The organism is Paenibacillus chitinolyticus NBRC 15660 (genome assembly GCF_000739915.1).
Classification (GTDB): Bacteria; Bacillota; Bacilli; order Paenibacillales; family NBRC-103111; genus Paenibacillus_F; species Paenibacillus_F chitinolyticus.
Genome location: NZ_BBJT01000002.1, coordinates 331651 through 355483 on the forward strand (window position 1 = coordinate 331651; position 23833 = coordinate 355483).

Here is a 23833-nt window from a genome sequence, read left to right on the forward strand (position 1 = left end):
CTATAATGTTGACGATTTCCGCGTAACAGTCTGGCCGTTTGCCGGCGTATTAAGCGTAACGCCGCTTCAGCTTCCGCATAAAATCGGCTTCCTGCTCTCTTAATTGCCGGATCTTGCTAGCTGCACCGTCCCAATCGATCTGCCTCGCGATCATGTACCGCCTGACGATGGTCGCGATATGGTTAGCGAGTTGATGGTTACGGATAAGGAGGTCGGCTTCCTCCGGGGCGTCATCTATATAATGAAGAAACTTGGAGAAAACATGCCGGGATGCGGCGATTAAACGGAGTCCGTGATCCATCGAGATCAGCCGGTTTTCCTCATAATCGCGCATTTCGAGCAGCACCCGGTCGTAGAAGATATAGTCGTCCTCGAAGGCTTGCAGCCACTGCCGGAACAAGGCCAGATCTTCTTGTTTGTTTTCCCGCATTTCCTCGTCGTTAAGTTCCAGAACCAACAATGTCCTCATCTGCCCGGACAGACTGTCGAAAGCCGCTTCCACATGCGCAGCCGGCAAATATCCGTAGAGCCCGTCCCAATCTTCGACGTAGTACGCCTTGTTCTCACCGTCATAGTCCGTGACGACAAACGAATGAGTGGAATGAATGACATGGAAGGCTTCTTTCCGGTAAGGCAGATAATACTCGTCCCCCCATACGAAAACGAGTTTACGCCGGGCCAGCAACTCTTTTAAACAATCCGAAGCCTGGCTGAAGTCGGGAAAAGAAGCCCGTACAGGCGTAATTCCTTTTCTCAGTAAATCATCATCGGAAAAGGAAGGCTCCGAATACTTCCATTTGCTCTTATTTTCGATAAAGATCTGGCGGTAAATTTCAGCTGTGCTTTGATAACTGTTATAAAAGAGAGGGATGACGGGAACGCGGTTTGAATCCAAGTAAGCGATTATCTGCGATTTTCTGCAATCGAAAAATTTCTCGTCATAACGAGTGAGGCACATCTTGCTTCTCCTCTACTCCGGAAGCATGCTGCAGCCGGTATTGTTTCCAGTCGGAAAACCTTGTTTCCAGGTAATCGTCCCGGTTGTAAACGTACGTCCAACCCGCATGTGTTCCGCCGTTCTCGGTTACTTGGCATTCGATTCGGTCAAACAAGTTTCTTGTATCCCCGGGACCGAAATACTCTTCCAGCTCATCTATCCGTTTCAGCGTGTCTTCCGAGACTTCATACCACTCGCCCGCCACCCGTTGATTTTCCAGCAGTAATCCGGGATAACCGTTGCCGGTATCAACCAAGGAGCCGGCTATGCTCGCCTTTCGTGAAAGCAGGGTGGCATCTTTCATATACTTGTGATTGTTTTCTCCCTCACGCAAGGTCCCGTAGACAAATAAGTTGGGCATGAAAATTCTCCCCTTTAAACGGCTTAATAAAAACTTTCATCCGGCTGATCATCGCCTTGAACATTGAACTCCCTCATAAGGCCATGCGGTTTCCAAGATGATCGACGATGTTGAAATCATGCTCCTTTCCGGACGATTCCGTGAGGCGTTCGTATAAATGCCGGGCGATTTCACCTGGATCGTAGGGGGCGTCCTCTCCCCCCATTTCGGTTTTCATCCAGCCGGGGTGAACCGCAAGCACCTTAAAGTTCTCCGGTTTCAGTTCTCTCTCCAGCATACGGGTAAACATATTAAGAGCCGCTTTGGAGATACTGTAGCCGTAGGTTTTTAACGGCAGTTCGGAAATACTGCCCGCCTCGGAGCTGATATTTAGAATGCTTTTGACCGGACTGCTTTCCATCATAGGCTTCAAATGTTTGATAATGGCCATCGGACCCAAAACGTTCGTTTTCCACGTTTCTTCGAAATCCGCGATGTCCACTTCCCGGATCTTTTTGCATCGTATGCCTTCACGGGCCGCATTATTGATAATCGCGTCCAGCTTTGGCGTCACGGAAGCAATCAGGGAATAAGCCTGCAGGATTGAATCCTCGCTGCTTACATCCACGGGAATGATGCTCAGCTTTTCCTTGTATTTGGTTATTAACGGCTGCAGCCGCTCGGCTCTGTTCCTATTTCTCACTCCGGCAAGAACATGATGTCCCCGTTCCAGAAATACCTCACAAAGACTCAGTCCCAGCCCGCGGTTAGCACCGGTTATGAAAACGATCATGGGCTTCCTCCTTAAGAGTAGGTCAGAACGACCTGCAGGACTTCATGCGGATGTTTATCGATCATGTCATAGGCTTTCGGCGCATCGCCGAACGGAATCCGGTGGCTGATCAGGTTACCTAATTTCAACTTGAGCAGCAGATCTTTCCCGATATTCCTTCTTCTCGCATCGTTATACATATGGCTGATGGAAGGATCGATCCCGAGGGTTTGCGAAGCGCGGATCGTAATCCGGTTCTGGTGAAATTCTTCGGACAGATTCAGCACCGATTGCTCGCCCTGATACCAGCCTACGGCTGTAATTACCGTGTCCGGTGCCGCTATGCGAATCGCTTGATTCAAAGCCGTTGAATGACCGGATACTTCAAAGACGGCGTCGGCACCCCGGTTATTCGTAATCTCTCTGATTTCCTTGGCGACATCCGTCCGATTCGGATTAAACACATGGTCGATTTCAACTTCTTTGGCGATGTTCAGTCTGTTCTCAAGCGGGTCCACTCCAACGACTGTGGCGCCCGACAGTTTGGCTAATTGAGCGATTAACTGCCCGACTACACCGAGTCCCGATACGACGACAACGTCCCCGATTTTAATTCTCGTGTCCAATACAGCGTTATAAGCCGTCATCAGGTTTGTGTAGAAAATGCCGAGCTCAGGCTCCAAGTTTTGGGGTAGTTTGAATATTTTTTTGTGATGCTTGCACACGATCGTTTGATGCCTGCCGTGGGAGAACACGATATCTCCGACCGAAAATCCTTCGACATCGGCTCCGACTTCAATGATTTTTCCCACGTTCGAATACCCGATAAACCAGGCATCGTCCTCGCAGCTCCGGATCGGATACTTAACTTTGTGCTCTTCGGCCAGGTCCTCGAACAACCGGGTTTCGGAATCCATATCTCTTGTGAAATAAGGAGCGATTCCTCTGTAAGCCCCCATTTCCGTACCGTGGCTGATCCCCGAATAAAGGGACTGTATCCGGCATTCGCCGCTTTTTAAAGGCAATTCTTCTGCCGTTTCCACGATTAATTGACTTGGACCCGTGTACGTTAAAATTTCCATGTCAAGCACTCCTTTTCTTTGTGTCAGGTTTGAAGCGGTTCGGGACTTATTGCCCGGAATACCGGCCAAACTTGAGTATCCGTTTCTTGTATCCAAAACAGCTCGGTTTCGCTAAGGACTCCGCCGCTGCCGATTTTCGTTTCCGCCTCTTCGCCGAACAATCCGAGCAGCTGCGTTTTGTATTCCAATACAGCGGCTCTTTTTACCGGCATGTAGACGCTGTTCCTCAATTCCAGCTGATGCCATCCGTCCTGTGAAAATTCATTGTACTGCTGCCAGTACGGAAATTCGGAATAGAAAAGCACCGGATACCCTTGCGACATCAGTCTCAACCCGGCTTTGGTCAGAAGCTGATGATCGACATGTTTGGAGACGGCGGGAAATACCCAGGTGTATTTGCGGGCAAGATCGCAGGACTGCAAATAGGTTTCGATTTTAGGCAGAAAATCGGCTTCGTCCTGTTTGTCCGGAATGCCGAATAAATCTTCCTCCGTCCGGTAATAAGGCTGCCCCTTATTTTCCCTGTAGATGGCATCCGGAAAGGTCAGCACTTCGACCTGTACCCCGGCAAGATGCCGGAATGCCCGCTGATCCTCCTGAAGGCGGCGCGCCACGAGTATGGACAAGTGCTCGCCCTCTATTTCATCCTCGAACAGCCCCAAATCCTCGGCCGCATACTGTCTGGCAATCTCGCCGGGCTGAAAGCGGACCGACGGGCAGCCCCCGAATACGGTCAGCACCTTGCAGGTGTGCCCCTGATTCACCAACTCCATTAAAGTCGAGGCGCACGACAGAACGACATCATCGAAGTGGGGTGAGATAAACATAAAAGCACGCTTATCCTGGTTCATCCTTACAGCCCTTCCCGGATCACTTCTTTTATGAGCGTTTTTCTGACAGGGGTAAGCAGCGATTGGTTGTACACCGCCGGTTTCCCTACTCCGTTAAGTAAAATCATGCCCAAGTTATCCTCATCGAGCTTAAGATAGCCTCTCTTGTTATCGTGGTTTAAATAGTGGAAGATCGAATCCGGGTCCGATTTCAGCGGAATGTCCTGCAAGGCCCCTATTTTATTTAAAAGCCAGTAATGCGCGGACACATCATGCTCGGACAGCAGGTTCATCCGGTTCGCTATTTTAGCGGCGTAAATCATGCCCACTGCAATGGCTTCCCCGTGCGTGATTCCTCCCTGCTCGGCAAGCTCGATCGCATGACCGATCGTATGGCCGTATTCAAAGATCAGGCCCTTCTTTTTCTCGTAAATATCTTCGCTTAATACCGACATTTTGGCCGATATGCAGAAGTTAATGAACGTCTCCAACTGCTTCGGAGAATACACATTGGTTGAATTTAAATCATCCTCTGTAAATTCCAGGTTGTCGTTTTCCAAGATCAGCATATTTTTTACCAGCTCGCACATTCCCGCTTTCACCTGACGGGGCGGCGACTCCGACAAAATTCGGGTATCGGCGAACACGAACCGGGGCGGATAATAAAAGCCGACCAGGTTCTTTCCGCTCGTTAAATTGACCGCCTGCTTGATCGAAAGAACCGAGTCGGAGGCCGCCAAAAACGTGGTGGGGACGTGAATGAGCGCAATCCCGCGAAACATCATACCGGCCGCCACTCCCGCAACGTTCCCGGTTAACCCTCCGCCAACCGCTACGATAGCGGTTCTGCGGTTGGCTCCCAGGGCAATTGCCTGCTCTTGCAAATCTGTCACGGTTGAGAGTGTTTTGTATTCTTCTCCTCCCTGGAAGCGAAGAATATGTACAGGGGCGAGTTTGCCGAAGTACTCGGCGGCATGATGAACAATAGAGTCCGGTACCCCCGAGTCCGAAATCACGATATACCGATCGAATTCATCCCGGGGAATATAGTCTTCAATCGATTCCAAAATATGTTCGCCGAATGCAAAGTTAAAACACCGGTCCGCAAAACAAATTTGTTTAGTCGTCATGTTTAACCCCCACCGATCAGATTATCGAGAAGTTTGAGCTGTTTCTCATAGGGGAGCAAATCCGAGGCCCCGTCAATCATGTTCCAAGCGGTCCTGAACGTTTGCTCGGCCGTAACCTCTTTTCCCCTCAGGTGCTTGTATTGCTCCGATAAGACATCGGTTACGTTCGTAAACCTGCGAATCATGTCCACTTGGACGTCTTTGTCCATGCACAGGGAAAGCGATTGATTGTCACCTTCAAACAAAATGAGTCCCTGATTAAAAGCTTCCCGGTAAAACGCTTCTTCCAGTTTTTCGTCTCCGAATACCAGCTGAAAAATGGAACTTCCGTTGACTTCGATAGGCAAAGCCGATTGAGCGAACAGCTCCTTTAAGTTCCCGGTCAAGGCATGGCCGTAGAAACGTATCAAATCGTAGCCTTTTCCAGCTTCCATTTTTTTCAGGGTTTCCAGTGAAGATAGGATCGGCAGCATTTGGTAATAGGACGTATACGTGTGTTCCTTGGTCTCCGCCATAATTTCGTCCGTACTCACCAGGCATGAAATCCGATGTCCGTTCGACAATCCTTTGGAGAAGACGTACATGTCGGCCTTCTCGGCCGTCACCATCTCGAGCGAGGACCCTTGACGGTGCCGGTAGCCTTGTTTCACATCGTCGCAGCAAACCAGGACTCCGTGTGCCCGGCATATGCCAAGGATTCTCTCTATCGTTGAAGCCGATAAATACGTATAGTCCGGCGAGAACAGAACCAGGGCGACTTGATCCTTATGTTCCGTCAAGGCGCGTTCCAGCAGCTCGGGGATGAAATAAAACTCGATCACCCCGTCCTCATTCGGTTCCAGCAGGGCACCCTGCTGCCTCCACATGGGATCCCAGCCGTGATACCCGGAGCTGAGGACGATTTTCTTGCCGCTGTAATCCCGTGCGGCATAAACGGCCGCTCTGCAAGCGGCGGTGCCGGTCGCGTAGAACGATACTTTCGCATCCGGCAAAGCACTGTCTTTCCTGATCCGTTCGGCCAGCTCGACGATCGGTTTGGACGGACCCGTCACAATTTCCCGGTCCTGCTCCAGAAAACTCCGCAAAGCGGCGTTAAGGTGAGGATCGTTATGGCCCAATATAATCGAGCCCTTCCCGTTCATCAGGTCGATATAATTGCCGCCGTCGTAATCGAATAAGTAAGCCCCGCTTCCCCTTGAAAACATCACTCTTTCATTGCGAAAGGGATTGACCGGCGAATCGATATGAGTACCGAGTACAGCCAGCAGCTTTTCCGAATTTTCAACCATATCCTGTTTCATTTCATCGCTCACTCCTTAGTCATGACATGCGGTAATGCAGATCAGATATACAAAATTTCTTTTTGAATGTCATATCTCTTTTTCCCGGGATCCGTCAAACATTTATCCAGCCTTTGATTTTGCGCCTCGGTCACGGCATAAGGGACATACTGTAAGTCGTCGATGAATGGTTGTAACATGTCTGGTTCCAAAGAGTCCGCATACGCGTTGAGCAAAACCTGCTTGGCGCGTTTAAACGATTTGCCCCGTTTGGAGAGCTCCTTGGCCACGTCGTTTACAGAGGAAACGGATTTCAAATATTTAGCCGGACAATAGTGCAGCAGCTTGTCCGTCACACTGGATTGCAGCGCTTTATCCCAGGACGGCAGCGTCTCGATAACTTTACCGGCGGCATCTTTGTGCTTCAGCAGGTTTCTGGATACGATATCGTACGTCAACTGACGCTCATACAGCGACTCCAGTTTGCCCACTGTCTCCAGAGGATAAATGGCGGCAAGGAATAAGGCGATGTAGGTCGCCGCTTCATAATGCTCGAGCCATTCCGAATAATGATCGGCGCGTGCCATCCCGTCTTCCAGTACGGCAAGCTCACCGACCATACGATCGAACCCTTCCCGGTACAGGGAAAGCAGGCGGTTCCGCAGAGACGGCGAAAGGCACAGATACGTGAAAAAAGTAGACATGGCGAACAATTTCAAGTTGATAAACTGTCCTTCATCGTCAAAACGGACACGATAGTTTACCAGCTTCCCGAAAATGTCTTTCCATTCCGGTTCATCAAACTGAGCGGACAAATCCTCAACGGCAGAAAGCGGGTTGTGCGAAAAATCGTACGAGCTGTCCAAAACAAACCGGATGATGTGAAAAATCGTTTTGTAGTCGCTTTGCTTCAGAGCGCCGTCTTCGCTGGATTTTACAGTCATATAACAGGTCCAGGTTCCGGCTACCTTCTCGTAATGAGTGCGGAAACGATAAGCTTCGAACCAGTCGTTGCACTTGTGCATAAACGACGCAAAAGCCGACAATCTGGCGATTTCATCGTCATGCACGGAAGGAGGTTCGCTAAATTCAACCGAAACGGAATGCTTGTAGAACATAAATCCTGCCTTGTGCGTACACATCGCCAGCTCGATTTCAAAAAAGTCCTTTTGCATCCGCAATAATCGGTTTTCCTGTTCGGAAAAAGATTGGGCGAACGCCACCATTTCTTTGACGAAAAGCGGCATATGAGCGCCACTGGACGCGGGAACCAAATGTAACGACCACTGGTGCAGCACGTTGTGAAGCTGATGCAAATTGGTTAACGACAAGTTTTCGGCATTACCTGCCTCGGCTTCTTCTATCCTTGTTTTCCAATGAATTTCTTCCAGGAAGTAATCTTCGATCTCCGCTTGCCGGTCTTGTTGGATTTCGATCCATTCAAGGAAGGTTTGAATCACTTTCTCGTTCTTATCGAACTGCCGGATTAAACCGAGCCATTCGGTCAGTAGTCTGGTATACGCTTCATAATAGGACGGACTGCCGTCATCAATTACACTTAGAAGAATTTCTTTGGCCGATTTATCGTATGTTTCGACGACCGTATGAAAAATAGAGCTGCTCAACTCGCCGAGCGACGCGTATTTATTCATCTCGTTGTTCAATTCAACGAAAACCTCGTTAAAATACGGGAATCTGCCGATAACGCTCAAATCGTACGGAATGACGGCAAACTCTTTGCTGACCAGAGAGTAGTTCCGGTAGAGATCGAACAATTGCCGGTTTTCAGTGGCATGCTTTAAAAACTGGCACAGGTGACCGGCGTTAAAAATCCCGTTGCGGGCTAAATCCAGAACGATCGGCAGGTCTTCATCCTTCACGGAAGAAAGAATACCGATAAAGCTTTGGATCAGCTCCTCTTCCTCCGGCTTCGAATAAATACACAAGGCATCCAGATATTGCTCGAATAAAAACAGCACGTCCAGCCGCAATTCAATAACGGCCGAGTTCGCGTTCATTTCCGCACGGACCCGCTCCAAAAGCGTTTCCCGGTCCCCGCTGCTGCATTTGGCCAAGAGAGGATGGATGCGCAGCACCTTCCAGTACACGAGCGTTTCTTTAGACCCGCCCGAGTCTTCCGCCTGCCGCTCGAAATAAGCGGCGATGTTCCTGTCTTTGAGCAAATTTTTCGCATGAAACAGAGCCAGGAAATATTTCGCCGATGCTTCCGGCCACTCACGGCTTTCTAAAAATGCTGGAGCCGTTTCACCCGTCAACCGATCGGCGGCGTTTGCATAGTAACTCGGTGAGCGGACACCGTCTTTCCCGTGAAAAATGAAGCTGTAATCCGGATAGGCACTGTTGGCCGCCAAATGCTGTCTAGTCTTTTCCGAGAAGAAGGGCTTGTTTAACAACTCGTTGAAATACTCGTCCGCCGTGACCACCATAGCTTCCGGCTGCTTCTTCTCTTCACGGTCCTGAACAAGAATGCAGTTGTCCGGAAGTGGAATAATTTCCCTGGTCCCGTATTCCAACGCCTTGGCTTCTTTGTTGTGGCTGTACAAACGGCACTGCAGGGAAAAAGGATCAAGGACGATATAATTCATACTTTCCGGTATAAGCGCAATCTCGATACGTATGACCGGGATTCCGACCTGGTTAAACATTATCCCGGCATGTTCCGTTCTCGTACCGAATTCCACCAGAATGGCGGCGATATCCTCTTTAACGTCTTTGCTGGTGTACTGAAGATAGGCGTTCCAAGCTTCGTTCAAGGTAACCGCCTTAATAAATTTGCCGAAGAACGGCTTGCCGCCCTGCGAGATGAACTCCTTTGCATCCAGACAAAGGGCGCAGTCCTTTTCCAATTTCTTTTGGGAGGAATCCGACAGCTCGTAAACAGGCTGGAACAAGCGGTAATTCTTGGCCGGTCTTGTCTGCACCAGAAACAAGCTTTGCATGTTCACTTCCTGAAAACTATGCCCCTGCCACAAGTTCAACTCGTCGCCCGGCAGCAAATACCGGACACTATTGTTCGCTTTCACATGCTGCGTAGAGAAAAGATCGAATCCGAAAGCAATCTGCCCCGTAAGATTTCCGCCGGCAAGTTCCGTTAAGCTTGTCATGGAAATCGTTCCGAAATCCGAGTCTCCTACCCATTCGCAATCAAGCGCATAGTCCGGCATGGTGCTGTGAAGGTTTTTAAGCAGACCGATGATCGTTTGTAAATCTTCTCCCCTGACATAAGGCGTTGCATCATGAGGAACATGAAGCCCGGCATGCTCCGATTGGACCAGTGGCTGGACAAAAACGGGAATAGGCTCATGATCGTGCAAATTCCGGTTCACGAAACGTCTATTCTGGTTCCTGGCGTGCTCCGTGCTTCCGCTGAGCATGACCTGCGCAAGCACATCGTAAAAGTTATCCCGGTGCTCACAAACTAAACTGAGATATGCGCCGGCATTCGTCGTTTCGTTTAAGTCTTCTTCCCCGGAGCTTCTGACAATCCATGGCAGGTCCCCGCAGACCTCTCTAATCTGATCGAACCGGGATGGTTCGCGCTGCTCGATGTACCGGGCCATCTGGCCCGGCAGCTCCTCCTCGGTACCGCTGTATTGTTCCAGAAATTCAACGGCCGGTTTAGGATCGATTGGATATAGAGGGGGAATATGCGCCGTAAACGTCTCATTGTTCCTCAGCTCCAACAATCGCTCGCATTTTATTCCGAAGCTATTCATACAAAGCCTCCTCAAGCATGTACATGGTTTCGTTCGACCGTGACATTTATCTTACATCCGAAAGCTTCGGCTTCATGGCCTGAAGATACTCGAATGATTGCATCGTTTCCGATAAAATCAGCTCTTTCGACAAACGGCTTTCACCTTTCGCCTGTTTTAAAAGGTTCGCGACTTGCAGGATGCAAGCGATCGGCAGGGCATCGGCGACTGCTTCAACGGTTAAGGATTCGGCTTCTTTTTGCACCTGATTTACCAGCAGACGGAAGTCATCGGGCCTCACCCTGTTTTCCAAAAGAAACGAAGCCAGCTCCACCTCGATACTGGAAGTGCCGCCCCAGGTGGAATCGACGTGAAAACGGTACGTTTTCAGGCGCTGCCCGGCTGAAAGCCTCGCTCTCCAGTGCCCATACTGGTTCGCGTAAGGCAAGGACGTGTAAACATGGGCGGACGAAGTCCATTCGGTATGCAAACTTTGTTCGAACCAATCCGGATCAGAGGGCAGCTTTCTCCCGATGAAGTCCTCCATCTCTCCCAGATAGGCTTGCCAATGATCGGCTAAAGGATGAACGGGATGACCTCCGCTTACTTGGCACGAAGCAAGCAGCGTTTTCCAGTAACCGGACATGTTTTGGCAAATCTCGTTTGTCACGGCTGAAGGCATGTTGACGAACAGGTCTCTCATTTCCCGTAATTCCGGTTCATATTTGGTCACCACATAACCGTCCTCATACGCTAAAACATCAGGTAAATACTGTTCAAACTTTTTCAGCTGATGAAATTGAAAGTCGCCGAAAAGATCTTTCCCGATAAATTTTGCGAATGCGACCGGCTCATTCGTGCTTTTTTGCCGGATAAAAAACGGTGTTTTCTTCGGGTTAATCCGGAAGGGAGCGTCATGGCGATACATCGGATCATTCCAATGAGGCACGGATTTTGAAGGGACCGTTTCCAAATCCGCCGGACGTGCGTCAGATATCCCGAGCTTCGGCAGAAGAAACTCCACCACTTCTTCCGAGCTGCCGAGCATCTGCCATATGCGCTTTTTTTTCGCCGCATTCAGAGGGATACGATCGCTCCGCTTCACAAGCCGGCCGTTCTCGATTTTGAACAACCGGCCCGGAGAAGAAACCCAGACCGACTTGTTCAGCCGATACTTCACGCTAAGTCTTCCGGCCAGTTCCAGAACAGTCCCGCCCGTATGCGGCTGATCTTCCAGAATCACGATATCCGTATCCGGATCTATTGCGTCCGGCAGCATCGAGAGTTCCTCGGGCAAATACAAGGACGCGCCCGGGTCCGAAGGCTTCCGCAGGGCTCGGACTGTGTGATAGTGGGCATCACTGCCCCACCTCTGCCGCAATGCCGATGCCCATAACGGGGCGTAGAAAGCACCTCCGGTTCGAACGCCGATGAGAACTGGCGGTGAAGACGGATCGGCATGGTCTCTCAGCCAGTGCAGAGCATCCTCCCGGCAAACCTCCAGGTCGCACAAATCATACCCGGAGCATTCCGGGGTACGAAGCTCCTGCATCACTCTGATTAAAGAGAACAGCTCCGGTCTTTTCTGCGTAACGGATGATTTTGCAACCTTGTAGTCCGGCCATGCCGGTGTACTCCCCCACGCCTCCTGCGTACCTTCCGCAATGTCGGAAGCAGCCTGCACGCATAGGCTGCGTTGAGAGGCCAGCCGGACAGCCAGACGATCACTGTCCTCAGGATGCACGCCGCACCGGCTCAGCAAGAGCAAATCCGCTAACCGCTGCTCCAGGATACAGGCGTACATGTAATGGTGAAGGCGGTCCTTGCTTCCTCTCACGTAGCTCTCCAATTCGTGAAACAAAGAGATCGGATTATCCTTCATGGACGGCAGCCTCTTTTGAAGCGTACAAATTCAAATAATTCGGATACACGCAGTGCGGCAAAAATTTACTGACAACCTCGGGTCTCGAATGGAGCCGCAGGGACTCGGCAACGGAGTCGTTCGTCAATATTTTATAAGCCTCGTCAGCAATCCCCTTCACGTCGCTCGGGTCCGTTAAAATCGCGGTTTCACCGTGTGTGAAAATATCGGCGGGGCCGCCGTTATTGGTCGAGATGATCGGAACTCCCGCAATGGCGGCTTCAATAAGGCTTCCACCGAATTCCTCATGGTGAGAGGGCAGCAGGAACAACTGGGCATGGTGCAGATAACAGGAAACAAATTTATGTGAAATAAAACCGGTGATACGGAATTGGTTTTGCAAATTCGCCGCTTTAATTTGTTCTTCCATCGCCTCGCGCTGGGGACCGTCCCCGCACACGATGAATTGCAAATCGCCGATTTTGTCCGCAAGCTCCTTCGCAACGCTTACAAAGGTTGCCCAACCTTTCTCGTGTGCGATTCTGCCTAGAAACAAAACCGTTTTTTTGCCGAGAAGCTCGGTTTTTAACCGGTTGCAAAAAGGACAATCGATGGAATGACTGAGATGATTCGATCCGATACAGTCGCTGATCGCCGTCACTTTCGACGAATCCTCAAGGAGACGGTTATAGCTGTCCAGTCTCTTATCCGTAAGAACGACGGCTTTATGGCTGAGTTTAATGCTCTTTAGTTCCACGGATTTAACAAAATCGTGCACGAATTGATCCCACTTGTTCATGGGCTTGTATGTAAATATCCGGCTGCAATGAATCGTTAAAATCAAAGGCTTTTTTAAAAATTTTTGAGCGAACATTCCGGCGAGCAACGGCCATACCACACCGCTTGCATGGACATGAATCGCGTCGTAGTTCTTCTTTTTCCCGTTCAGAACGATCCATTTGACAGCCCCCATGAACCAGCTCTGATCGAGAAACAGCGTTCCCGTTTGACTGGATTTAAAGGGCAGCGTCATAAAACGGACGGAATGAACGGTCAAGCGCTCCCGAATGGGTAATGTTCGCGGGATGCCGGGAATGCCGGTTGTGAGTACATCCTGCCGGACCCCTTGATCGGCCAGCCATTCCGTCAAATTCGTGATTTGAACCTGCATGCCGCCCATCGGATCAAACCGGCTCGGCCATTCGGTAGTCTCAAAGTAGTAATGAGGGGTAAGCCGCAAAATATTCAAACGTACACCCCCTCTTCGTTACAGCACATAATCGTACTGATCTTCTGTCTGCACACTTACATTGTTGCAATTTTTGCATAGATCCGATTTGCCCCTATGCCCTTCTTTTAGCAATTTCCGGAAAGAAGTGAATTTCTCATTGTGCCAAATATCCGAAATATGATGTTCGCCGATATTGCCCATAACCATCTTTTGATTGAAATCTTCAAAGCATGGCAGCACGTTCCCCAAAACGGTAACAACGACCAGATTGGAGGGCACCATGCACGACATGTTGGCTTTCGAAGCTTGGGGAATATTATCCATAATCCCACCCCGATTGGATAGAATCAGATCCGAATGATCGAGATAGACCACTTTTTCTTTTTCCGCCCCCGCCAGTTGGTCGTATACGCCTCTGAATTTGTGCTTGGCTCCGGCATGCTGGGTCACAATGAACTTTTGAATGCCCAGTTCCGTCAAGGTCTTTAACCGTTTTTCGGTAAGAAAATCGCCGTTTGTGTAAATAATGGGCCTTGCTCTAGGAATATATTCCGTTGTCATGCCAACAAACAGATCGAGATTTTTGCACAAAAGCGGCTCCCCGTAAAAGTGAAACGAAATGCGTCCCGCAAAATCCAGCGAGCTTAACTGTTCCATCAGCGATTTATACAAGGCGGGGTCCATCTCTCCGTTCTCTTTACGCTGGGATACACTGTTGGGGCAGTACCAGCACGTGCGGTTGCATTGAGAATTGACTTCTACTTCGATCATCGAAAACAGCTTATCCATCCCAATTCCTCCTCGCTAATCATCCTTCGTTAATGAGTCACGCAAAATTTCCGGGCAAGTTCGGCTACGGCATCGATCAGAAGCGACAGATGCGAGGGTTCGGCCAGTAAAATAGCATGGTGGATAACGATGGATTGCTCGGAAGCTCGTTCGGAGACAGGGTAATGAAGCCCTCTCCAATAAGCTTCTGTCTTACGGACCGATTTCAAATAACGGTTCTTTGTCCAAGGGCAGAACAACGGATTTTTGTGTACGGGGAGATACGGCGGATGCAGGTAAAACGTCCCCATATTGAGCTTTTCGCGAAGAATTTCACAGAACTGATCCGCATTCAAACCACCGAATTTCACCGGATCGAACCGGAATACATACCCGTAATACGTTTGTCTGCTGACTTGAGGAGGACGCTTCATCACCTTAATGCCGTCAATTTTGCTTAAAGCATCGTTTAAGAACATGGCGTTCTTTTCCCGGATCGCGTTCTTGTCATCCAGCTCCTGCAGTTGATCCAGAAGGATGGCCGATTGAAATTCGGACAAGCAATAGTTGGAGCCTTGAATGTCCCCTTTTTTGACCAGCTGCATGTCGCCGTGCATCAATTCGGAGGAATCCTCGCAATAAACCCTGGAATCCGCTCTCAATTGTTGGATGAGTTCAAAAAAACGGGGATTTTTCGTCACGATTATCCCCCCTTCTCCGGCCGTTAGCACTTTGCCCTGCTGACAGCTGAACGCCCCTATATCTCCTATCGTTCCGGCACGCTGGCCGTTCCATACGGAACCGTGGCTTTGCGCGCAGTCTTCAATCACAAAAAGATTGTGTTCTTGCGCAATTTCGCTTATTTCATCCATATTCGCCATACTTCCGAACAAATGGACAGGGATAATGGCTTTCGTTTTGTCCGTGATGGCCGACTTGATCAATTGTGGATCGATACAATAGGTATCCTCTTCGACATCCACAAAAACAGGAAGCGCATTCACGTTTAATACGGCGGTAGCGGTTGCAATCCAAGTCAGACTGGGAACGATGACTTCGTCTCCTTCGCCTATTCCGAGCGCTTCAAGCGCAAGCATTAAAGCCGTGGAGCCGCTCGTCGTCGGTACACAGTAAGGAACCCCGTTGAAATCCGCAAAAGCCTTTGCGAACTTCCGTTCCATGCTTTCCTCTCCCGTCCAATATCCGCTTATCGCCCATCTGTTCGACTGAAACACTTCTTCAATTTTCTGGCGGGTACGATCGGAGTGTTGAGGCCATTCTGGCCACTGGTCAAATGGAATGGTCATGATAACTCTCCTTTGGATATTTAAAGTTTATTAATCGACTTTAGTTTCCATAATGTGTTATTTATGGATACATTTACATCCTATAATTACCAAAATTAAATGTCAACTACCATTTTTGGGAATTAACTGGTTTTTTAAATTTTGTTTTAGAGGTAAAAAGAATGAGATATAAACCATAAATAGTTGAATTTTTCCTATATTTGGGTTTTTCTCTTCTGCTTTTACGCACAATCCGTGTTTCGGTTGCTCCTTTTGCAGGAAATAAGGCTGGAGTCACAACGACTAGGTCTGAGCTGTCAACGCGGTCATCCTCTTCTGCTTCTTTCGTACCTAACGCTTGCCGGTTCTTTAATCGGCATTTTATGACAATAACCGGTAAAAAATTAGCTGCTTATAGTCTCAACGAATTATATGCAGGGTCTTACATCCGTGAAATTCCGCTGCACAGGTTCATTTCGGATAAGAAGCGGGTAGAGCCGTTACCCTGCACGCTCCTAAGACCTACGGTATCTCCTGTTTTCTCAGCCGCACAAAAAACGGCCCCTTAACAAATGGGAACCGTATCCCCCCTTCGTAAGGAACCGTTTTTGCTTTTATTTTCGACAAAAAAAGGCCCGTTTCCGGGCCCTGATCTCCATGCGATATAGTCCGTTAATCCTGGATTTGCAGCGAATTCAAAATCTCTCCGATCTCCTCCTGCTCAGCCGCAGCGCTGAACACCGCCGGTTCGCGGCAGCTGCCCCTTGAACGGCAAAAAGGCCGCTCTACGGCAGCCTCCCAGCCTTCCCTTATGTCCAAGTGAATCGTCCGTCCGCCAATCAAGGGAATTTGACTCCAAACATCACGCCAAAATTCGACAAGATCACCGTTACGTCAGCAGCCTTCCCTCCTCATTCCATGAATCTCCAAGTTCGGAGGGAAGGTTACCTCAAGTCAGCCGATAACTTCCACTACGTTTCCTTCGCTGTCCTTAATGTCGGTTTTCACGATACGAATGACGATTCTCTGCAAAGACGGAATCTCAAGCACGCTTTTTTTAGGCACTAAGCCTCTGCTCAGCTCGCCGGCAGCCTGCTCATTGAGAATGATCCGGACCTCGCCTTCTCCGGCCGCATACCCCGGCTCTTCTCCCGCTTTAAAGATCACGCGGACTTCCGGTCCCACGAGAGTGAGGTCTTTTCCTTTCAAAATCCGCCCTTGCAGCAGCTTGCCGATAATGCCGGCTTGTTTGGCCCCCACCGTAAGTACTGCGGGAGCTTTGCTCAGCCAGCCTTTTCTACCCGGCTCCCACTCAAGCTGATCCACAAACAGAAAGCCGGTATTGGAGCCGTCTTCCCGCATTCCTTTCTCAGCGGCTTCGGATACGGTTTCCACTTTAAGCAGGGAATCCCGCGATAAATTCGTTATGTACTTTGGCATATACGGCAAACAAGCGGACAGCATACCAAGCGTATTCCAGGTTTGCATGGCTTCCAGCTCGTCTCTCGTGATTCCGACCATCTGGATAAACTCCAACCGCCCGTTAGGCGTATCGATTGCGGAAAGCTCCGGGTCCCGGATGAAAGCAAGAGCGGTCAGGCAGGTATCGGAACCGAGGCAGATCGGACCGTTGGCGTCCATGTAATCACCCGACCGAAAAATATTGCCGCTGTTGAATACGTATCTGCCCATATTTTGCAGCAGGTTGATCGCCCAAGCCGGAGGCTCTTCTTCTTCTGCCCCACGATCCAGCCGAAACGTCAATTCGAATCCGTAGCCGCTCTCTTCCGGATTGTCGGATTCCTTATCGTAAAGTTCCGAAAATCCGTACGTTACAAAATGCCAATGCGCGGCAGGTTCGTCCGTTTTGTACGCACTGATTCCGTCCAGCGGATCCGGCCCTCCCAGCGCATAGGAGATAAGGGTACCGTAATGTTTCGGTTCCTGATCTCCGTAAAGTTTTACGAATTCCTTGTCAATGGCGTCCCAGCCCGCCGTATTCGGTTCTGTGCTCATGTCCGACTCCTCCCGAGTTCTCACCATGTGATTGTTTGGAACAAACCATTCTCATTATACCCCTCCGGAATCCGAACGTCATATAAGCCGAAGTTCCTCGTATGAGGAGCATCGGCTTTGCATTTTACAGGGAGGCCTGCATCTTCTGTTTCATCTCATTAAGCATTCTCACCCGGGCAATCCGGGGATCAAGCTCGGGAGTCAAGATATGCCGGACATATCGCCCCGCGCTGCTCTCGATCTGTTCGTCCGCCGCCTGATTCGCACCGTGAAATTTGAAGTGCGGAAGCATCGTCATGCCGATCTGACTGGCAAAAGCTTGCAGAGGGCGGGTCAATTCACTGATCGTGTACCCGATCAGGCCCCCTGCCTCGTAAGTCTCCTCCGCCCCTCCGATAGAAACGGCGAGCAGGAGTTCTTTTCCGGCAACGGCTTTACCGCCCGGACCGAACAGCCATGCCATTGTGAACACTTCATCGAGCCACTGCTTCAGAAGCGGCGGAGTGCTGTACCATTGAAGCGGAAACTGCAGCACGAGACGTTCACATTCCGCCAGCAAAGCCTGCTCCCGCCCGATATCCAATACCTTCTCCGGATACTCACCGTACAGTTCATGCACGGTAATCTCGCCGGAATGTTTCCTCAATTCCTCCACCCACCGTTTGTTGACTCGAGACTGCTGCAAATTCGGATGAGCCACGACGACTAACGTTTTCAGACAAACATCACTCTCCTTTCCCATATTTTATTTTTGATTGAGTTACAAGTCAATATTAAAAGTAAAAAAAATTAGCGCACCCTTAACATGGCAACGGACGACTCCACCACCTGATTCAATGCCTTCTCCCATTGCTCCTTCTTTTCCGTCTCCGGCATGCCGTTTGCCATCCATTCCTGCTGGGCCTGATCCAAGTAATTCATCCCTTGCGACACCGCTCCCCAGAACTGTCTCGCCATCAGATCGGAATTACCCGGCCGAATCGTGCCTTCCCCGATCCCTTTTTCAATGGCCTGAGTCATCTCCTGCAAAAAGCTTTTCACCCACTCAAACGGAGAGAATTCTTCCGGCGTATACAAATGATGCACATCCAAACTGACCCGCATGTAAAAACGCGGAATCACGGGATTAACCCGGACCCGATCACAGACGACCCGTGCATAACCCTCAAACAGGTCTGCCACGGCCCCCTCTTGCTCAAAATAGGATTTCGTAAAGCGTTTGGATTCTTCCATCATGGTTTCGTAAAGCTCGCGGAACAAGGCTTTCTTGTTTTTGAAATAATAATAAACGAGGCCGTGAGCAAGTCCCGCCCGATCCGCTATATCCCCCATTTCGGCCGCCGCATAGCCTTTGTCGACATAGACCTGAATAGCCGCCTGCAGCACTTCTTGTTTGCGCTGATTCCGGATCGCTTCGTTCTGTTCTTTGGTACGTGGAGACATGCCGCTTCACCTTTAGTTCCGTCTTTAAAATCCCTGCCATTATAGAAAAAATAAAACGATGTTGTCAACCGGTGGCCGCCTTGACAAGCAGACACCCGACAACCGCCAGGCTGCCGGTTATCAGGTGTATTGCCGTTTCTCACGGATATGTGGCGGTTATTTTACGGATAGCAGACTCTCCGATATGAATTTCAGCCCCGCTTCAAGCGATACCGGGTCATTAAACGTGTCTCCCTTCGGATTGAGCTGGAAGACATGTCCTTTTTTCACTGCGGGCAAGCCTTTCCATACCGGATTCTCATACACCTTGCCGGGATCGCTCGTATCGCCGGACCACGGACAAGTGAATACAATGTCTCCCGTGAACTCCGGAAGCTTCTCCAGTGAGATGGATGCCCAGCCTGTTCCGCTGTCAATGGCGGCTTTTTGCGCTTCCGGCGGAGCTTTCAAGCCGAATTCCCCGTAAATGATTTCCCCGCCGCGCCCATAATTGTGCCCGAACACATATAACCCTTTGGCATACGGATTTAGGATGGACACCGTTTTGTTGCCCACGGCGGCTTGGATCTGCGGCTTCAGACCGCTGATTTTTTGCTCCCACCGGTCGACCCATTCTTTCGCCTTGTCTTCTTTACCGGTCAGTTTACCGAATTCAAGCAGCTGATCTTTGTAATTTTTTTTGCCGTAATCAATTGCAACGACCGGGGCGATTTGTTCCAGTTTATCGATATCCTTCGTCCCCGTGAAGGTAACGATCAGGTCGGGATTCAGCTCGAGAATGCTCTCCGGCGAAGGTTCCTTGCCGATGCTGCGGACACCGTCCAGCATTTCTTTAAAGTAGGGATTGTCCATCGCTCCTTCTGAAATTCCGACCGGTTTAACCCCTATCGCGAGGAAATAACCCGTGTAGAAACTGGTCGTATCCACGATCCGCTTCGGTTTTTTGGGCACTTGAATGTCCCCGTTGGCCGCGTGGAAGGTAACCGTCTCCCCCTTTGTCCGAAGATTCCTTGTTGTCTGACGGAAGGGCTGCGGCGCCTGTTTTCTCCGCTTCTCCGGACGAACCCCCCGCATTTCCCGCCGTTTGGCCGCAGCCACCGAGAACCATAGTAAACAGCAAAATGAAAACCAATAAAGGATAAGATCGAACAGATTTGCGCAACTGAATTCACTCCGCCTCTAATTGATATTGATAATCATTATCAATATAGCATGTGTTCCATAGTCTGGCAAACTATTTTGCCCGTACGCTATTCAAAAAGGAATTCGGATTCGCTGTCGCATAATCATGTCCCAGCTTAAAGCACTTGCTAATGTTTCGCGCCTAAACCGGCTTCGGCAGCCTGCTTTGTGAAGGCAAGCTTACCATTTGCATGCATGTTGTAAGATGAAATTGTATTCCAAAAAATGGGTAACGCGAAGGGAGTTCACGCCTCATATGCCTACAACCAAAGCATTAAGCGATTTCTTAAAAGAACAGCCGCAAAACAAGATCGGGGCCGTTGCCGCCTTCATCGAATCTCATATTCGAGAGAACTGGCAGGAGATTCTGGTTAAAGAGAACGACCGGCTGCTGAAAGCTTACGCGGAAGCGGGAGATCCGGCTTACGGAACGTACTTGAACCTGCTTCTCCTGCCGGTCCACCGTCAGCTGAATGAAGCCGGATTGCGGCCGGAACCCCGCCTCCCGGGTAATTTCGATATTTCCCGCGAATGGGGACGGAATCCGGACCAAAGCGATCAGGAGCGGTGGATGTGGAGTACGCTTCATCCAACCGAGGGTCCGCCTGTCGGAACGATTGTCACCGTTACTTACCATGACCATACCCGGTTTCGTATTCCCCGCCAGCCAGGAATTATCGCTCTTACCGAGACGGGGCAGCAAGAAATCGTAGAAGTCTTGTCCCGCATGTCCGCCGATTTCAAACAAGCGCTCGAATTCAGCGTCGAGTATGAAAATTATTTGCGCAGCCTGGAGCAGTAAACCAGACTGACCGGGCGTCACAGGTTCAGCTTTTCGCATTCCTTGCGGCAAAAAAACCGTACCGGCTATCCGGTACGGTTTTTGTTGATTTGCTTGTCACTCCGGAAGACTGGGCCACTTCAACCATGCTGTTGCGTCAGAAAGTCAACTGCGGAGTGCCTGCCCTTCTAGTTACGTTCGGCTTCTTCTTGCAGAAGAATGTCTCTCACCTCGGTAAGCGCAAACCCCAGCAAATTCTTTCCCCGCCATTTCATCGGATTATCCGCGTCCGGATGGTCTTGCGCCATCCCGATTCCCCATATGCGGTCAACCGGACTCGCTTCGACCAGAATGCGGTTTTTCGTCGCTCTCATATAGCTCCACAGGTCATCGTTTTGCCGGAACTTGGCAAGATTCCCCTTCTTCACGATTTCATAGCAGCGGCTTTCCCACACATTCGCATCAAAAGATGCGACCGCTCGTCCGAACGCTTTCATCTCCTTGGGATGACCGGCGTTCATAATCGCCTCCAGCATCTTCTTGTCGCCGAAAAACCTTGCCTTCTCGGCCATCATATACTGCTCCGTACAGGTGTAAGACTCGTCGTCCACGATAAAACCGGACCTCCACCACTGGCTGAAGCAGCTTGAATTTATGCTGCCGTCAGCCGGTGGCGTATGTCCCCAGAAGAAGAGAAATTTTCTTCTATCCCCCGCTTGGTAGGCCTTTCGCAGTTCTTCAATTGTATAGTTCATTCTAATTCCTCCCGGTTTCTCCGGTACAGCCGGGATGGACGGTGCCCGGCATTCTCCGTATATTGGTCGGTCGCTTCGACAAGCGGAGCCGCTTTGCGGCGGAATGCCGCCTTTAATAGTTCCTTGTCCAGAATAACTTCGTATACCTGCTGCAGTTCCGTTAACGTGAAAAGCTCCGGCAGCAAATGCAGGGCGATATCCGTCTCATCCAGCTTACCGCGCAGCCGTTCTATGGCACAGGCGATTATTTTGGCATGATCGAAAGCAAGTTCGCCACTTGCGGCAACGGCATATTCCACAGCCGAAGAAGCTTTAGCGGATTGCTTTCTTTGCTCCACTACAGACGTTAACGTGTCACGTTCACCGGTTAGCTTCAGTTCGTAGCGCCTCGTTATGCTGTAACCGTCCTCCAGACGCAGTTTCTCTTCGCTAAGAAGCCGGCAGGTTACATCGAACCAGGCAGCTTCCGCCGCATCATCCCCCGCTGCTATCTTCACCTGGGAGCTGTCGATCAAGGCCATATAAGCACAGCTCATGACCCAACTCCGCGGGTCGCGATCAGGCTCGCTAAACGTATAAAGCTGTTCCAGATAAACGTTGTCCACCGATGTTTCTTCACGGAGTTCCCTTCGCGCAGTCTGTTCCGTCGTTTCTCCGGGACGGACGAATCCTCCGGGCAGTGCCCATTTACCGAGGAATGGGTGCTCCCCCCGCTGAATAAGCAGAACCCGCATGTTTTTCTTTGGCAGCTTTCGGTAGTTTAACTCCGTGGTATCGGCCACCGTGAGGATTACCATATCAGCTGCAACCGACGGGCGCACATAGTCTCCGGCACGGTATTGAGCCAGGAATTGTTCCTCCGTCAGCCCGTTACGGTCTCTTTTCATATCACAGCCACCTGTTCGTAACGATATGTTATTATCAATTTGTTACTAACAAGATACAAGATCAGGTTTATTTTGTCAACTAGGATTGGATCTGACATGGGTTTAAAGTCCCTAAGCATGATAAAAAAGAAGACTGATTCTCTCAGTCTTCTTCGGCGGCTTGTCCGTATTTCACCGGCTCTTATTTATATCAGCCATTAAGCGGTTTCCGATATAAGCCGCCGATTCCCGGTTCCCTCCCGATCAGGGATAAATTTTTTCGCCCCGCTCCAGCATTTCGACAAACTGTAGAATGCGTTTTTCCCGGGTTTCCTGCTTTTTGACATTCTGGATTCTAAAATGGATCGCAAACTTGTTTTGCTTGTTTAACGTATCGTAAAACGCTTTAGCCCGGGCATTAAGCTCCAGCCTGGCGGCGAAATCTTCCGGCACGGAACCGCTGCTTTGCGGTTCGTAAGCCTTGTCCCACTGTCCGCTGCGCTTGGCGTCTTCAATCGCCCTGAGACCCCCGGGCTTCATTCTCGCATCCGCGATGAGCTGCTCCGCTTTGTCTTTATTCACCTTGGACCAGATGCTCCTGTTCCCGCGCGGCGTAAACCGCTGAAGCCACGACTGGTCGTCGAATGTTTTCTTCTGGCTGTCGATCCATCCGTAACAGAGCGCGCTTTCGAGAGCTTCCTGATAAGAAACCGTAACAAGGCGGGCATTTTTTTTCGCGATTTGCAAAAGGATTCCGCGGGATGTTTCATGATTGCTTTCGAGCCAAATCTCAAACGCTTCTTGATTCTCAAAACAAAGAACCGGCAACTCGGGGGCCTTCTTGCTCATGGGTTCCGCTTCCTCCCTGTCCTTGATAGTTAGGCAAGATAGTTCAACTATACGTCATGAGAAGGTTGGATTCAATGCCGGTCAAGCTTCCTTCATGCCGCCCCATCTTTTGGCCGCAGGCAAGGATACGCCCAGCTGATCAATTGTCCGGACCACGATATGCCGGATAAGATCTTCGATATTTTGAGGATGGTTATAAAAGGCCGGCACCGGAGGGAAAATCGTCGTTCCCATTCGGGACAGAGCCAGCATGTGTTCCAAGTGAATATCGCTGAGCGGCGTTTCGCGCGTTAACAAAACAAGTTTTTTCCGTTCTTTTAAAAGTACATCCGCTGCTCGCGCGATCAGATTGTCGCTTAAGCCAAGCCGGATCGAGGCCAGTGTCTTCATGCTGCAGGGCGCGACGATCATCGCGTCCATCCGGTAAGAGCCGCTGGAAATGACGGCTCCCAGGTCTTTATGCGCGTAGGAGTAGTCCGCAAGCTGTTCCACTTCCTTCACCGTATAGGCCGTTTCCAGTTGAATGTTGGCGGCGGCCCAAGGGGAAATGACAACGTGCGTTTCGATCCCCGCCTCCTTTAATCCCTCCAGCAGCCGGATTCCCAGAATGGCCCCGGTCGCGCCCGAAATGCCTACAATTACTTTCAT

The 23833-nt window shown here is 50.2% G+C and carries 22 protein-coding genes; 1 reads left to right on the plus strand and 21 read right to left on the minus strand.

What is annotated here, in order from left to right; genetic code table 11:
* Window positions 1-49: 49 nt before the first annotated feature.
* From PCH01S_RS03195 to PCH01S_RS03270, 17 genes are all read right to left on the minus strand, one after another.
* The gene (locus PCH01S_RS03195) at window positions 50-958 is read right to left on the minus strand and encodes a BtrH N-terminal domain-containing protein (RefSeq protein WP_042226734.1); all 909 of its coding nucleotides are present in this window, start codon (window positions 956-958) and stop codon (window positions 50-52) included.
* Window positions 939-1358: a gamma-glutamylcyclotransferase family protein gene (locus PCH01S_RS03200; RefSeq protein ID WP_042226737.1), complete on the minus strand. Its 420-nt coding sequence runs from the start codon at window positions 1356-1358 to the stop codon at window positions 939-941. Before PCH01S_RS03200 ends, PCH01S_RS03195 begins: the two co-directional genes overlap by 20 nt.
* A 73-nt stretch (window positions 1359-1431) precedes the next feature.
* Window positions 1432-2130: an SDR family oxidoreductase gene (locus PCH01S_RS03205; RefSeq protein ID WP_042226740.1), complete on the minus strand. Its 699-nt coding sequence runs from the start codon at window positions 2128-2130 to the stop codon at window positions 1432-1434.
* A gap of 11 nt (window positions 2131-2141) precedes the next feature.
* Window positions 2142-3191 carry a zinc-dependent alcohol dehydrogenase gene (locus PCH01S_RS03210; protein ID WP_042226743.1) on the minus strand — a complete coding sequence of 350 codons (1050 nt, stop codon included), beginning with the start codon at window positions 3189-3191 and terminating at the stop codon, window positions 2142-2144.
* A gap of 23 nt (window positions 3192-3214) precedes the next feature.
* A complete protein-coding gene (locus PCH01S_RS03215) occupies window positions 3215-4042 on the minus strand; it encodes a PIG-L deacetylase family protein (protein WP_042226745.1) in 828 nt (275 codons plus the stop codon).
* 2 nt (window positions 4043-4044) lie between these two features.
* Window positions 4045-5151: a 2-deoxy-scyllo-inosose synthase gene (locus PCH01S_RS03220; protein ID WP_042226747.1), complete on the minus strand. Its 1107-nt coding sequence runs from the start codon at window positions 5149-5151 to the stop codon at window positions 4045-4047.
* Window positions 5152-5153: 2 nt separating this feature from the next.
* A complete protein-coding gene (locus tag PCH01S_RS03225) occupies window positions 5154-6452 on the minus strand; it encodes an aminotransferase class III-fold pyridoxal phosphate-dependent enzyme (protein ID WP_042226749.1) in 1299 nt (432 codons plus the stop codon).
* A gap of 41 nt (window positions 6453-6493) precedes the next feature.
* Window positions 6494-10168 (minus strand): hypothetical protein, encoded by a 3675-nt coding sequence (locus PCH01S_RS03230; protein WP_042226751.1) that lies wholly within the window; start codon window positions 10166-10168, stop codon window positions 6494-6496.
* A gap of 46 nt (window positions 10169-10214) precedes the next feature.
* On the minus strand, window positions 10215-12029 hold the full coding sequence (locus PCH01S_RS03235; protein ID WP_042226753.1) for a hypothetical protein: 1815 nt from the start codon (window positions 12027-12029) through the stop codon (window positions 10215-10217).
* Window positions 12019-13257 (minus strand): glycosyltransferase family 4 protein, encoded by a 1239-nt coding sequence (locus PCH01S_RS03240; protein ID WP_042226755.1) that lies wholly within the window; start codon window positions 13255-13257, stop codon window positions 12019-12021. Before PCH01S_RS03240 ends, PCH01S_RS03235 begins: the two co-directional genes overlap by 11 nt.
* 18 nt (window positions 13258-13275) lie before the next feature.
* The gene (locus PCH01S_RS03245) at window positions 13276-14028 is read right to left on the minus strand and encodes a radical SAM/SPASM domain-containing protein (RefSeq protein WP_042226757.1); all 753 of its coding nucleotides are present in this window, start codon (window positions 14026-14028) and stop codon (window positions 13276-13278) included.
* A gap of 29 nt (window positions 14029-14057) precedes the next feature.
* The gene (locus PCH01S_RS03250; RefSeq protein ID WP_042226759.1) at window positions 14058-15314 is read right to left on the minus strand and encodes a DegT/DnrJ/EryC1/StrS aminotransferase family protein; all 1257 of its coding nucleotides are present in this window, start codon (window positions 15312-15314) and stop codon (window positions 14058-14060) included.
* A 651-nt stretch (window positions 15315-15965) separates the two neighbouring features.
* Entirely contained in the window at window positions 15966-16136 is a 171-nt protein-coding gene (locus PCH01S_RS30175) for a hypothetical protein (RefSeq protein ID WP_156972782.1), read from the minus strand.
* Window positions 16137-16247: 111 nt separating this feature from the next.
* Window positions 16248-17309 carry a suppressor of fused domain protein gene (locus tag PCH01S_RS03255; RefSeq protein ID WP_042226762.1) on the minus strand — a complete coding sequence of 354 codons (1062 nt, stop codon included), beginning with the start codon at window positions 17307-17309 and terminating at the stop codon, window positions 16248-16250.
* A gap of 124 nt (window positions 17310-17433) precedes the next feature.
* Window positions 17434-18051: an NAD(P)H-dependent oxidoreductase gene (locus PCH01S_RS03260; RefSeq protein WP_042226763.1), complete on the minus strand. Its 618-nt coding sequence runs from the start codon at window positions 18049-18051 to the stop codon at window positions 17434-17436.
* 47 nt (window positions 18052-18098) lie between these two features.
* Window positions 18099-18752: a TetR/AcrR family transcriptional regulator gene (locus PCH01S_RS03265; RefSeq protein ID WP_042226765.1), complete on the minus strand. Its 654-nt coding sequence runs from the start codon at window positions 18750-18752 to the stop codon at window positions 18099-18101.
* 156 nt (window positions 18753-18908) lie between these two features.
* Entirely contained in the window at window positions 18909-19703 is a 795-nt protein-coding gene (locus PCH01S_RS03270; protein ID WP_241688694.1) for an iron-hydroxamate ABC transporter substrate-binding protein, read from the minus strand.
* 487 nt (window positions 19704-20190) lie between these two features.
* On the opposite strand from PCH01S_RS03270, the gene PCH01S_RS03275 reads away from it, so the two are divergent.
* Entirely contained in the window at window positions 20191-20736 is a 546-nt protein-coding gene (locus PCH01S_RS03275) for a DUF6022 family protein (protein ID WP_042226768.1), read from the plus strand.
* Window positions 20737-20903: 167 nt separating this feature from the next.
* Here the strand turns inward: PCH01S_RS03275 and PCH01S_RS03280 are convergent, their stop codons facing one another.
* From PCH01S_RS03280 to PCH01S_RS03295, 4 genes are all read right to left on the minus strand, one after another.
* Window positions 20904-21470: an NADAR family protein gene (locus PCH01S_RS03280; RefSeq protein WP_042226771.1), complete on the minus strand. Its 567-nt coding sequence runs from the start codon at window positions 21468-21470 to the stop codon at window positions 20904-20906.
* Window positions 21467-22357, minus strand: coding sequence for an NUDIX hydrolase (locus PCH01S_RS03285; RefSeq protein ID WP_042226774.1), 891 nt, complete (start codon window positions 22355-22357; stop codon window positions 21467-21469). The genes PCH01S_RS03280 and PCH01S_RS03285 overlap by 4 nt, the downstream gene beginning before the upstream one ends.
* A 243-nt stretch (window positions 22358-22600) precedes the next feature.
* Entirely contained in the window at window positions 22601-23185 is a 585-nt protein-coding gene (locus PCH01S_RS03290; protein ID WP_042226776.1) for a YdeI/OmpD-associated family protein, read from the minus strand.
* Between the two features lie 81 nt (window positions 23186-23266).
* A complete protein-coding gene (locus PCH01S_RS03295; RefSeq protein WP_042226779.1) occupies window positions 23267-23833 on the minus strand; it encodes a UbiX family flavin prenyltransferase in 567 nt (188 codons plus the stop codon).